Consider the following 12,557-nt stretch of genomic DNA (forward strand, 5'->3'; position numbering starts at 1 on the left):
TTGCTCATGAAAACCGCAGACATCCGTTCGACCTTCCTCGATTTCTTCCGCTCCAAGGACCACACCATCGTGCCATCGGCATCGCTGGTGCCGTCGAACGATCCCACGCTGCTGTTCACCAACTCGGGCATGGTGCCCTTCAAGAACGTGTTCCTCGGCAGCGAGAAGCCGGGCTACGTGCGCGCGGCCGACGTGCAGCGCTGCCTGCGTGCCGGCGGCAAGCACAACGACCTCGACGCCGTCGGCTACACCGCCCGTCACCATACGTTCTTCGAGATGCTGGGCAACTGGTCCTTCGGCGACTACTTCAAGCGCGACGCCATCCGGTATGCCTGGGAGCTCCTCACGGGCGTCTACAAGCTGCCGGCCGAGCGCCTCTGGGTCACCGTCTACCATACCGACGACGAGGCCTACGACATCTGGCACAAGGAAGTCGGCGTGCCGGCGGAACGCATCGTCCGTATCGGCGACAACAAGGGCGCTCCGTTCGCGTCGGATAACTTCTGGCAAATGGCCGATACCGGCCCGTGTGGTCCCTGCACCGAAATCTTTTATGACCACGGCCCGGACGTGGCCGGCGGTCCGCCCGGTTCGCCGGACGAAGACGGCGATCGCTACATCGAGATCTGGAACCTCGTGTTCATGCAGTTCGACCGTGCGCCGGACGGCACGCTCGCACCGTTGCCGGCGCCCTGCGTCGATACCGGCATGGGCCTGGAGCGCCTGGCCGCCGTGCTGCAGCACGTCCATTCGAACTACGAGATCGACCTCTTTGCGCACCTGATCGCGGAAGCGGCCCACCTCACCGGTACCACCGATCTCGCGAACAAGTCGCTGCGCGTGATCGCCGACCATGTTCGTGCCTGTTCCTTCCTGATCGTCGACGGTGTCCTTCCGTCCAATGAAGGGCGCGGCTACGTGCTCCGCCGCATCATCCGTCGCGCGCTTCGCCATGGGTGGATGCTCGGCGTGCGCGGCGACTTCTTCTGGAAGATGGTCGCGCCGCTCGTCGCCGAGATGGGCGAGGCGTACCCGGAGCTGGCCGCGAAGCGGGCGTTCGTGGAGCAGGCGTTGAAGACCGAGGAGGAGCGCTTCGGCGAAACCCTCGAGCACGGCATGCGCCTCTTCGACGACATCGCCGCGAAGTCCGGGCAGATCATTCCGGGCGCGGATGCCTTCCGTCTGTACGACACCTATGGGTTCCCAGTGGATCTCACTGCGGATATCGCTCGCGAGCGTGGCATGAGCGTCGACATGGAAGGCTTCGAGCGCGCCATGGGCGAGCAGCGCGCGCGTGCGCGCGCCGCGAGCAACTTCGCGACGAAGGCGCAGCTTCCGGCCGAAGTCGCCAGCGCGCTGGCGCCCACCGAGTTCACCGGTTACGACGACCTCGAACTTGCCGATGCGAAGGTGCTGGCCATCGTTCGCGACGGCAAGGCGGTCGATCGTCTTGGCGACGGCGAGGAAGCTTTCGTGTTGCTGGATCGCACGCCGTTCTACGCCGAGTCCGGCGGTCAGGTGGGCGACACCGGCACGTTGAGCAATCCCTCGGGGTCTTTCGCGGTCGCCGATACGCAAAAGGTTGGCGGCGCGTTCTTCGCCCATTTCGGTACCTGGCAGGGCTCGGCGCCGCTGGAGAAGGGTGCCGTGGTCGGCGCGTCCGTCGACGCCGCGCAGCGCCAGGCAACCGTGCTCAACCATTCCGCCACGCACCTGCTCCACGCGGCGCTGCGTACCGTCCTCGGCGATCACGTGGCCCAGAAGGGGTCGCTGGTGGCGCCGGAACGCCTGCGTTTCGACTTCTCGCATTTCAAGGCGGTCACGCCCGAGGAGCTCGCGCAGATCGAACGCATGGTCAATGATGAAGTTCGTCGAAATGCACAGGCGGAAGTGCATCACATGGGTTATGACGAGGCGATCGAATTCGGCGCCATGGCGTTGTTCGGCGAGAAGTACGGCGCCGAGGTTCGCGTCCTGAAGATGGGCGGGTTTTCGACCGAACTGTGCGGCGGCACGCACGTCTCCCGGACGGGAGACATCGGCCTGTTCAAGATCGTGTCCGAATCGGGTGTCGCCGCGGGGGTCCGTCGCATCGAGGCGGTCACGGGCGCCGGCGCCATGGCCCGCGTCGCCGAGGAGGAGCGCATCCTCGGCGAGGTGTCCGGCCTGCTGGCAGCGACGGGTGACGACGTCGTGGAGAAGCTTCGCCAGTTGTTCGATCGCCAGAAGAAGCTGGAGCGCGAGATCGAATCGTACAAGGCCAAGGCGGCGAGTTCGGCCTCGGCCGACCTGGCGGCTTCGGCTGTCGACGTGGGTGGCGTGAAGGTCGTCGCCGCCCGCCTGGAAGGCCTCGATGCGAAGTCCCTTCGCGACAGCATGGACGTCCTGAAGCAGCAACTGGTCGATTGCGCGATCGTCCTGGCCGGTGCCGTGGACGGTCGCGTTTCCCTGGTGGCCGGCGTCGGCGGGGCCGCGTCAGGCAAAGTGAAGGCGGGCGACCTGGTCGCCGAAGTCGCCTCGCACATCGAAGGGAAGGGCGGCGGCCGCCCCGACATGGCGCAGGGCGGCGGCCTCGACAGCCCGGCCTTGCCGGGCGTCCTCGCAGGCATTCCGGCCTGGGTGGAGGCGCGCCTGCGCTGAACGGAACGTGGCCGACTCGTCGCCGGGACGTCATAAGGGCGTTCTGGCGCACGTATTCACGGCGCCGTGCGTTGCGTACCCCGGTTTGGCTCGGCTAGTATCATCCGAATGTCGAAAGCATCCTTCGGCATCGATCCTTCGGATCGCGATGGCAGGACAGCTGGTCAGCGACACACACAACTAGAGCCGGGGAAGGCATCGGCCTTCGATGGTCGAAACGTCGATCCATTGACGGCAAGCACTCGGGGTGAGTTGTCGTTGGTGGGGAAGCCAATACCTGATTTTATGGAGTATCAATCATGCTGATTCTGACCCGCCGGGTCGGTGAAACCCTGATGATCGGCGACGAGGTGACCGTCACCGTTCTGGGTGTGAAGGGTAACCAGGTGCGCATCGGCATCAATGCGCCGAAGAATGTCGCGGTTCACCGCGAAGAAATTTACCAGCGCATCAAGAACGAGAACGATCCCGCCGGCCATTCCGGGGACGACCAGTAAAGGCTTTACGGCCGAAGCAAGGGCAAGTATCCTTGCTGGCTCGTTACACGGAGAGTTGCCCGAGAGGCCGAAGGGGCTCCCCTGCTAAGGGAGTATAGGGTCAAAAGCCTTATCGAGGGTTCGAATCCCTCACTCTCCGCCAGTTACGCAAGACGCCCCGAGAGGGGCGTTTTGCGTTTATGGTCTTTGACTTGCCTCAGGAGCCCAGCGCCGGAAACGACGTGATGCGCAACTTGGCGCCCGCGTAAGGCACGAGGCGCAAGGTGGTGTACGGCTCATCCTCCATCGCCGGCTTCAGGGGTACGGGATCGGCGGCGCCTTCCTCCGCTTTCCAGGCCACGAGCCGACCTCGAACGGCGAGCGTCACCGCCGGCGTGACGCCCGCGAACGGTCGCGTTCCGATCGGGTGCCGTTCCACCGCCCCAGCCTCGCCCGCCGCGTAGTTCCATGACGATGTCGGGTACACCTGCCAGTCATGGGTGAGGCCGCGCTTGCGCCACTTCACCCACGCCTCGCCAACGGGCAACGAGAACACGAGCGGGCCACGACTGAAGCTGACGGACTCGTTGAACCCGGTTTCGGTCACCACGTCGGCTGGCAGCGACAACTGGATCTTGTCCCCCGCGGCCCACCGGCGCTCGATCGTGAGGAACCCTTCCCCAGCCTTAGCCTCGACCCGTTCGCCGTTGACTCGCACCGATGGCGCACGGCACCAGCCCGGTATGCGCAGGCGCAACGGGAACACGACCGGCGAGGCCGGACGTAGCGTCATGGCGATGTCGTCGCGGAAGGGGTAGTCCGTGTCCTGCTCGATGTCTATGGGTACGCCACGTGCCACCGTAGTGACGCGGCAGGGGGCGTAGACGGTCGCGGCGAGGCCCCCGTCGGCGCAGGCCATCCACAGGCTTGCCGTGAGCTTGGGCCAACCCTGGTGGAAATTCGCCGTGCAGCAGCCGAAGTGGGGGTCGAGGCCAAACAGGTTCGACTCCGGACCATTAGTGGTCCACGGTCGACGATGCAGGCTGCACTCCACCTGGTTCGGCTGCTGGTCGTATTGGTGCGCCCACATATCGTCGGTAAAGGCGGCCGGCAGCGCGTTATAGGCGATGCGCTCGATGCGGTCGCCGAGCACGGCGTCGCCGGTGATGGCCAGCGCCGTTTCCAGGGAGTACATGGCCTCCACGACCGCGCACAGTTCAATACCCTGCGACGGATTGCGTCCGGCGAGGTGCTCGTCCGCGGAAAACATGCCGTTGGCCAGGCCGTGGTAGCGGTCGAGTTGTTCGAGCTGGTGGTGGATGGCGGCACGGTCGTTCGCGTCGCGCGACACCAGTGACCACACCGGCGACGCCTTCAACGCTTGCGCGACGTTGACGCCATGCACCTGTAGCCCATCGTCTTCCATGAAGGCGTCCTTGCCGCCCTTGGCTTCGACGAGCTTCGCATCGGTCTTCTCCTTGAAAGGGAAGTTCGCATACATCGCTTGCCAGTCGTAACCCTGCTTCTTCAGCAGCGCCGCCAGTTCGAGCAGTTTCGGGTCGTGCGTGCGCGCGTGCAGCCAGAGGATCGACGCGACCTCGTCTTGCCAGCGCATGCGCCCCCAATCGCGCAACGGCCGTTCCGGCAGCGCGCCCAACTGGTAATGGAAATAGCGCGTCATGAACGGGACCACGCGCGCATCGCCGGTCAGTTCCTGGTACTGCGTGAGCACCTTCAACATGACCATGCGCGGCCACCAGTCGTCGTTGCTCTTCGGGCCGAACATTCCGTTGGGCCAGGGGTTCTCGAGCGTCCAATCGATGAAGCGCTGCGCCTTCGCCTTCAGCGTGGGCGAGTCGAGTTGCCATGCCAGCGGCAGCAGGCCGTCGACGAAGTAAGGCCCTCGCTCCCATGACTCGCCCTTGCCGCCGAGCCAGCCGCTGTCGGGACCCAGGTCCGGCCACGTCTCATCCACACGCCCACCGAGGCCCTCCGCCTGGATCTCCAGCTGACGGCGCAGCCATCCCGATGGGCGGATAGAGCCGGCCGGAAGCAACTGCAAGGGCTGGGGTGCCAGGGGTGCTTGCGGAAACACGGCAGCGGAACCGGTTTTCGTCGTGGCGGCGATCTGATCGATCGGCAACCATGACGTGAGTGCGCCGAGAACGGACGCCTGCAGAAAGCTCCGGCGGCCGGGAAGGGTGGAGTCGTGCATCGGGATACATCCTCTCGCCATCTACCTTCGGGGCAATATGTATGATTTTTCCCGTCCGAGGAAGCGTGACTCAACTTCGTTTGATCACACCCTCGCCTTCGAGCATGGCGCGCAGGGGCGTGGAGCGCACGGCAAAAAGCTCGAAGAAGCCCATGGACGCAAGCCGCCGTGCATCCCGCAGAATGCGTTCTTCGCAAACGATGCGGACCGGTTCCGTCGCGCGATCATCGAGGATCAACCTCATCACCAGCACGAAAGACGCCAGCTCGTCCCATCCGACGGCCGGGCTACGCGGGGCAACCTTGCGTGACAGCCTGCCGCAACCTCCGTACAGCCATTTCAGGCGCCGCATCCAACCGGGACGCCCGGCACTTCGGCGAATCCGGCCCGGCATCAGAAGGTATACCCGAGGAACGCGCCGGTAGAGACCTGGTTCGCCCTGCCGTTGGTAGTGACGATGGGGCTGCGCTTCGCGTCGCCTGCCAGCCGCTCATACTTGATCAAGCCGGTGAGAGTCCAACGCTTGCCGAAGGCGTAGTTCAGCGTCGTCGTCACGCCATAGCTGGTGATCCCACCCTTGGGCTGATAGGCCTGCAAGCCCGTCGCCAGCGATTGCGCGTGCGACACCCCGAAATACGTGCGCGTGCGAGTGGCGTCTGTCCACTGGGTACTTACCTGCGTCATCCAGCGGACACGGGACGCCAGGTGCGCGGTATAGCCGAATCCAAACTGGACCGCCGTTCCGCTGCCACGCGTGCTGCTTTCACCGTGATCTTTTCTGAGGACAGCACCGCGAGTGGCCGCCAGCTCGGCGAACCATGACTTGCTCCGGTAGCTGCCGAACACGCCCGCGTCGAGGCCCCCACTGATTTTGCCCAGGCCATGCAGCGCCCGATCGCCGGCCTCGTCCCATGCTGCTTCCGGCGTGATGCGTGTCAGCAGGCCCAGCCGAAAGCGGTCATTCTGGCCGAACCGGAACAGGTTCACGCCGATGGCGGGGCCGCGCACGAAGAAGCGGTCGCCGTAGTCGATCGACAAATACGGGGCGGGGCGTATCTCGTTCTTGGACGCGCCGGGGAAGATCGGTGTGCGCAGGAGGCCGAGTCCGGCGACCACATTCCAATCGCTTTCCCGCGCTGGCCCCGGCGCTACCTGCGCCCATGCCGGAGTAGTCATCACGAGTATGACGATCCCCATGGCGCGTGCCGCCGGGGTCGCGCGCAGGAGTGGGATCAGGTTCTTCATGGTCAGGCATCCTGGGGATTACGGAGGCCTGGACTCTAGGAGGCCGTCCACCCTGGACGATGACGTGCGCCTTGCAGATCGTTTCAGTATGTTTCAGCCGTGTCGCAGGCTGCCGGACTGCGATATCGTCCGGCGATGAAGTCCGGCGCATCGACCACTCGCCAGCCGCACGTCTTGATCGTCGATGACGATCAGCGGATACGTGCGATGCTGGCCCGCTTCCTCAGCGATCACGGCATGTATGTCACCGTGGCTGGGGATGGCGTGAAAATGTTCGACGCCCTCGGCCGCGAGGCCCCCGATCTCATCGTGCTGGATGTGATGTTGCCTGGCGAGAGCGGATTCTCCCTTTGCCGGCAGCTGCAGAACGCGGAACGACCGATTCCAGTCATCCTCTTGACGGCCATGGACGGGGAGACCGATCGCGTGGTCGGCTTGGAGCTGGGCGCCGACGACTACATCGTCAAGCCCTTCAATCCCAGGGAACTGATCGCACGTATCCGCGCCGTGCTGCGCCGGACCTACGTCAAGGCGGATCAGGCGCAAAGCAGGCGGCCGGTCTATTGTTTCGCCGACTGGACACTCAATGTGAGCCATCGCAGCCTGAAATCACCTGCCGGTATGCTTACCGATCTGACCAGCGGGGAGTTCGATCTCCTGCTGGCCTTTGTGGAACATCCGCAGCAGGTACTTAGCCGTGATCGTCTGCTGGACCTCGCGCGGGGTCGCAACAGCAATCCGTTCGACCGCAGCATCGATGTGCAGATCAGTCGGCTGCGGCGCAAGATCGAAGCCCATCCCCTCGACCCGGCGCTGATCAAGACAGTTCGCAATGGCGGCTATTTTTTCGCTGCCGACGTTCGCTCCGAAGCGGACGATCAGACAGCATGACGTTGCGCTGGCGGCCACGGTTCGGGCTGACGTCGCGCATCGTCATCGTCATCCTGCTGTCGCAGGTGTCCATCGAGTTGTTCCAGAACATGCTGAAGCGTCTGGTGCCGCCACCCAGCTTCATTCTGATCGACGCGTCCTGGTTGTCCGATCGGACGGTGGAGGCTGTTCGAGTGGCGCGCAACGCACCGGTCGACGAACAACAGGAAAAGCTGGACTCGCTCGCGTCGTCGGGATGGTTGAAGTTTCGCATCGAGCCGGCGACGAAACCTGGCACATCGTCCGAGCTTCTGACGTCGATAGCGCAGGGTATCGCACCGCAAATCGGAGTCGATCCGGCCGCTATCCGGGCCAGTGCAGAAACGACGTCCACCGACATCGACCTGGAGACCGGGACCATGGTCGTCCTCGCCGCCAGCCTGCCGACGCGCCTCGTCGACGTGGCGCGCAATCGCATGCAATCGGATATCGCGATATTGCGAAGCTTCCGCATCGCCATCGATCTGGGCGGCTCGCGCTGGCTGGTGGTCTCACAGAACCTGGACGAAAAGGCGGCCACGCGGCGCGTCAGGAATATTGCGATCATCATCGTCACGCTGCTATTTATCAGCATCCTGTCGCTATGGATGGCACGCCGCCTGGTTCGGCCACTGACGCGGCTGAGCGAGGCCGCCGAGCGTCTGGGAAGGGAGCGTAAGCCCACCCTTATCGGCGATATGTCCATTCCGGAGTACGCCTCGATCGCGCGTACCTTCAACGAGATGCAGCTTCGGCTGAAGCAGTTCGTCGACGAGCGCACCCACATGCTGGCCGCGATCGCGCACGACCTGCGCACGCCGCTTACGCGTCTCCGGCTGTTTGCCGAATACGTCGATGACGAAACGCAGCAGCGGCAGCTTCTTGCGGATATCGCCGAGATGGACGCCATGATCAACAGCACCCTGGCGTTCGCGGGTGGCGAGGCCACGTCGGAGGCGCACAGCCTGGTGGACATCGCCGCGTTGCTGATCAGCCTATGCGACAACGCCTGTGATGCGGGAGGGTGGGTCGATTATCACGGGCCTGACCACGCGCAGCTTCCATGCCAGCCAGTGGCCATGCGCCGTGCACTCGCCAATCTCGTCGAAAATGGCTGCAAATACGCCAGACATGTCACGGTCGAATTGCGTGATGAACCGGATGCCGTTGCTATCGCCATCAGCGACGATGGGCCGGGCATCGCGCCTGAGCAGGTTGAGCGCGCCTTCGCTCCGTTCCAACGCCTGGAGGGCTCGCGCAATCGGACTACCGGCGGTACTGGCCTGGGTCTGGCCATTGCGCGCGATGTCGTCAGGGGCCATGGCGGCAGCATTCGTCTGCTACCCGTCGTGCCGCACGGACTGCTCGTGCGCGTGGATCTGCCGAAGCCGAGCGGGCAGCGGGTATGAGCATCGGTCGCTCCGGACGATCAACGCAGCTATTCGTCGACCACTCCGGCCGCAAGAAACGAAAAAAGCCCGCTTTCGAGGGCGGGCCTTTCATCGTCAAGCGACGTAACTACTTGATTATTGGTCGGGGAGACAGGATTCGAACCTGCGACTTCTACGTCCCGAACGTAGCGCTCTACCAGGCTGAGCTACACCCCGACGGGAGCCGCGTATATTAGCCATGGGCCGGTTCCTTGGCAACAGGTCGTCGCACTTTTTTTACATTCCGCCACGAGGCCGCGCGTGGCCATCTGCTAATCTATGCGGCTGCCGCCTGGCGGCCTCCGTAAGCCTGTCCGAAGAGGAATTGCATGGCACTCACCCCGGCCCGCACCATGCCCGGTGTCCTCGAGCTCCTGCCGCTCGACCAGATCGCCTTCCAGCGCATGTTGGACACGATTCGCCGCAATTACGAACGGTTCGGCTTCCTGCCGATCGAGACACCGGTCATCGAATACAGCGACGTCCTGCTGACCAAGACGGGCGGCGAAACCGAGCGCCAGGTGTATTTCGTGCAGTCGACCGGCGCCCTCGGCACGGCAACGGAAAAGGGCGGGGTGCCGGAACTGGCGCTGCGTTTCGACCTGACCGTGCCGCTCGCCCGTTACGTGGCCGAGCACGAGCACGACCTGAGCTTCCCGTTCCGCCGCTACCAGATGCAGCGCGTGTACCGCGGCGAGCGCGCGCAGCGCGGCCGTTTCCGCGAGTTCTACCAGTGCGACATCGACGTGATCGGCAAGGACTCCTTGTCGGTGCGCTACGACGCCGAGATCCCCGCGGTGATCTACAGCGTCTTCCGCGAACTCGACATCGGCCCCTTCACCATCCAGCTCAATAACCGCAAGCTGATGCGTGGCTATTTCGAGAACCTCGGCATCGCCGATGCGGAACAGCAGATGCTGGTCCTCCGTGAGGTGGACAAGCTCGACAAGCGTGGCCCGCAGTACGTGCACGACACGCTCACCGGCGAAGCCTTCGGCCTCTCCGCCGACGTGGCGGCGAAGATCCTCGATTTCGTCCAGGTGCGGTCGACGTCGGTGGCGGACGCGTTCGCGCAGCTCGATGCGCTGGGTAGCGGTTCGGAGACCTTCGAGCAGGGCAGGACCGAGCTGAAGGAAGTCCTGGGCCTGATTCGCGACTTCGGCGTGCCCGAAACGCATTTCGCCCTGAACCTGTCCATCGCGCGTGGCCTCGACTACTACACCGGCACGGTCTACGAGACCACGCTGAACGACCACCCGGGCATCGGCTCCATCTGCTCGGGCGGCCGTTATGAGAACCTCGCGGGGCAGTACACGAAATCGCACCTGCCGGGCGTCGGCATTTCCATCGGTCTCACGCGCCTGTACTGGCAGCTTCGCGATGCCGGTCTCGTGTCCACGGCCCGGAGCACGGTCGACGTGTTGGTGACCCAGATGGATGCGGCGCAATTGCCTACCTATCTGGCCGTCGCCAGCGAACTGCGCAGCGCCGGCATCGCCACCGAGGTGGTGCTGGAGGGCGGCAAGCTGGGCAAGCAGTTCAAGTATGCCGATCGTGCCGGCATTCGTTTCGTCGTCGTCATCGGCGAAGACGAGATCGCCAAGGGCGTGGTCACGGTCAAGGACCTGCGGCGCGAGGACCAGTTCGAGGTCTCGCGCGCCGACCTGGTGAAGACGTTGCGCGTCGAACTCGCCCAGGCCGAAATCGGCCGCTGAGCCCACTTCCCACCGACTTTCCACGGCCTCATCCATGACCAGCAGCATCCTCCTCGACGGCCGCAGCCTTACCCGCGCGCAAGTCGCCGCCATCGCCCGCCAGGGCGCCACGATCCGTCTCGACGAGGCGCAGCTGGTGAAGGTGAAGCGGGCCGCCGACTTCCTCGCCGAGAAAGTGGGCGGCGGCGAGCCGATCTACGGCGTGACGACCGGCTTCGGCAGCAATGCCGACAAGCTGCTCGGTGCGCATCGCGTGCGCGACGAACTGCCTGGCGGCAACCCGGAGCCGCGCGAAGGCACCTTGCTGGAAGAGCTGCAGCACAACCTGATCATCACGCACGCCGTATGCGTCGGTAAGCCGTTCTCCGCCGACGTGGTCCGCGCGATGCTCGCTATTCGCGTCAATACGTTGATGCGCGGGCATTCGGGCATCCGCGTGGAGACGCTGCGTGCGCTTGCCGAACTGCTGAACCGCGACGTCATCCCCGTGATCCCGGAGAAGGGCTCGGTCGGTGCCAGCGGCGACCTCGCGCCGCTCTCGCACCTGGCCATCGTCCTGCTCGGTGGCGGCGAAGCGTTCTACAAGGATGAGCGCCTGCCCGGCGCCAAGGCGCTGGCGGCGGCGGGCCTGGCGCCGGTGCGGCTGTCGTTCAAGGAAGGGCTGGCGCTGAACAACGGTACGACGCAGATGCTCGCCACAGGCGTGCTGGCGCTCGACACGATGGACATGCTGATCCGCACCGCCGACCTCGCCGCGGCGATGACCCTGGACGCCTTCGCCGGCCGTACCGGGGCCTATGCCGAGGAAGTGCACGCGTTGCGTCCGCACCCAGGACAGGTCGAGGCGGCGCGGAACATGCGCGGCCTGCTCGAGGGTTCCACGCTCGCCGATATCCCTTACCACCTCGTGCCGCGCTTCCGGTCGTGGCTTTCGGATTCCTGGTCCGATCCGGCCGGCCAGGCCTATCGCTTCGATATCGGTTGGGACTGGGTGCCCGCGACGCAGCGGCATGGCAAGGAAGCGTTCTACTCGCGCTTCCTCCCGTTCAAGGGTGGCAAGAAGCACCAGCCGCAGGACGCCTATTGCCTGCGCTGCGCACCGCAGGTGCATGGCGCGGTGCGAGACGCCTGGGAACAGGCCTGTCGCGTATTCGACGTCGAACTCAATGCGGTCACGGACAATCCGCTGGTCTTCCCGGACGCGAAGGACGCGGAAGTCATCGAGGACCAGGTTATCTCCGCAGGCCATTTCCATGGCATGCCGCTTGCGCTGGCCATGAGCTACGTGAAGGCGGCCATCCCCGTGCTCGCATCGATTTCCGAGCGGCGCACGGCCAAGCTGGTGGACCCGGCGAACAACGACGGCCTGCCGGCCTTCCTCATCGGTAACGAGGATGCGACGGACTCCGGCTTCATGATCGTCCAGTACACCGCCGCCGCGCTCGTCAACGACCTCGCCACGCGGGCGCATCCGGCTTCGGTGTATTCCGTGCCGACCAGTGCGAACGCGGAAGACCATGTGTCCATGGGCGCCAATGAGGCGCGCCACGTGCTGGAAATGACCGAAGACCTCGGCCATGTCCTGGCCATGGAGTTGTATACCGCCGCCCAGGCGCTCGAGTACCGGCAAGACATGCTCAATGCCGCGCGTGCGCTCGCGCACCGTGGCGACCTGCAGGCCTTCGCGTCCAAGATTGCCGGCGCGCCCCGCACGGACTCAGCGCATTACTCGCGATTCGAGAGCGAAGTGCGCGCACTGATGGACGCGCTCGCGGCCGCCGGCGATTTCCATGCCGGCGCCGCGGTACGTCGTGCGTTGACGATGCTGCGCGAGCACGTGGCCTTCATGCAGCGCGACCGGGCGATGGATGGCGACGTGCGCGCGGTGTGCGAACTCGTGGCATCCGGCCGCCTCGTCGCCTGATAC

General features: G+C 64.8%; 9 protein-coding genes and 2 tRNA genes. 7 read left to right on the forward strand and 4 right to left on the reverse strand.

The window, feature by feature from the left end:
• Window positions 1–6: 6 nt before the first annotated feature.
• The 3 genes from alaS (at window position 7) to ACQKIE_RS00715 (ending at window position 3,279) form a co-directional block, all read left to right on the forward strand.
• A complete protein-coding gene (gene alaS / locus ACQKIE_RS00705; protein WP_427454962.1) occupies window positions 7–2,640 on the forward strand; it encodes an alanine--tRNA ligase in 2,634 nt (877 codons plus the stop codon).
• A gap of 299 nt (window positions 2,641–2,939) precedes the next feature.
• Window positions 2,940–3,137 (forward strand): carbon storage regulator CsrA, encoded by a 198-nt coding sequence (gene csrA / locus ACQKIE_RS00710; protein WP_072323041.1) that lies wholly within the window; start codon window positions 2,940–2,942, stop codon window positions 3,135–3,137.
• Between the two features lie 49 nt (window positions 3,138–3,186).
• Window positions 3,187–3,279, forward strand: a tRNA-Ser gene (locus ACQKIE_RS00715).
• A gap of 54 nt (window positions 3,280–3,333) precedes the next feature.
• Here ACQKIE_RS00715 and ACQKIE_RS00720 read toward each other — a convergent pair.
• The 3 genes from ACQKIE_RS00720 to ACQKIE_RS00730 form a co-directional block, all read right to left on the reverse strand.
• Window positions 3,334–5,331, reverse strand: coding sequence for a beta-L-arabinofuranosidase domain-containing protein (locus tag ACQKIE_RS00720; RefSeq protein WP_427454963.1), 1,998 nt, complete (start codon window positions 5,329–5,331; stop codon window positions 3,334–3,336).
• A 70-nt stretch (window positions 5,332–5,401) separates the two neighbouring features.
• Entirely contained in the window at window positions 5,402–5,683 is a 282-nt protein-coding gene (locus ACQKIE_RS00725; protein ID WP_427454964.1) for a hypothetical protein, read from the reverse strand.
• A 41-nt stretch (window positions 5,684–5,724) separates the two neighbouring features.
• Window positions 5,725–6,576, reverse strand: a complete 852-nt coding sequence (locus ACQKIE_RS00730; protein WP_427454965.1) for a MipA/OmpV family protein — start codon at window positions 6,574–6,576, stop codon at window positions 5,725–5,727.
• A gap of 135 nt (window positions 6,577–6,711) precedes the next feature.
• On the opposite strand from ACQKIE_RS00730, the gene ACQKIE_RS00735 reads away from it, so the two are divergent.
• Together ACQKIE_RS00735 and ACQKIE_RS00740 are read left to right on the forward strand one after the other, a co-directional pair.
• Window positions 6,712–7,467: a response regulator gene (locus tag ACQKIE_RS00735; protein ID WP_427456750.1), complete on the forward strand. Its 756-nt coding sequence runs from the start codon at window positions 6,712–6,714 to the stop codon at window positions 7,465–7,467.
• Entirely contained in the window at window positions 7,464–8,894 is a 1,431-nt protein-coding gene (locus tag ACQKIE_RS00740; protein WP_427454966.1) for an ATP-binding protein, read from the forward strand. Before ACQKIE_RS00735 ends, ACQKIE_RS00740 begins: the two co-directional genes overlap by 4 nt.
• A 121-nt stretch (window positions 8,895–9,015) precedes the next feature.
• Here ACQKIE_RS00740 and ACQKIE_RS00745 read toward each other — a convergent pair.
• A tRNA-Pro gene (locus ACQKIE_RS00745) sits at window positions 9,016–9,092 on the reverse strand.
• Between the two features lie 152 nt (window positions 9,093–9,244).
• Here ACQKIE_RS00745 and hisS point away from each other — a divergent pair.
• Together hisS and ACQKIE_RS00755 are read left to right on the forward strand one after the other, a co-directional pair.
• Window positions 9,245–10,630, forward strand: a complete 1,386-nt coding sequence (hisS, locus tag ACQKIE_RS00750; RefSeq protein WP_427454967.1) for a histidine--tRNA ligase — start codon at window positions 9,245–9,247, stop codon at window positions 10,628–10,630.
• A 34-nt stretch (window positions 10,631–10,664) separates the two neighbouring features.
• Entirely contained in the window at window positions 10,665–12,554 is a 1,890-nt protein-coding gene (locus tag ACQKIE_RS00755; RefSeq protein WP_427454968.1) for an HAL/PAL/TAL family ammonia-lyase, read from the forward strand.
• Window positions 12,555–12,557: the final 3 nt, after the last annotated feature.

This window comes from Luteibacter sp. NPDC031894 (assembly GCF_050273135.1).
Taxonomy (GTDB): domain Bacteria; phylum Pseudomonadota; class Gammaproteobacteria; order Xanthomonadales; family Rhodanobacteraceae; genus Luteibacter.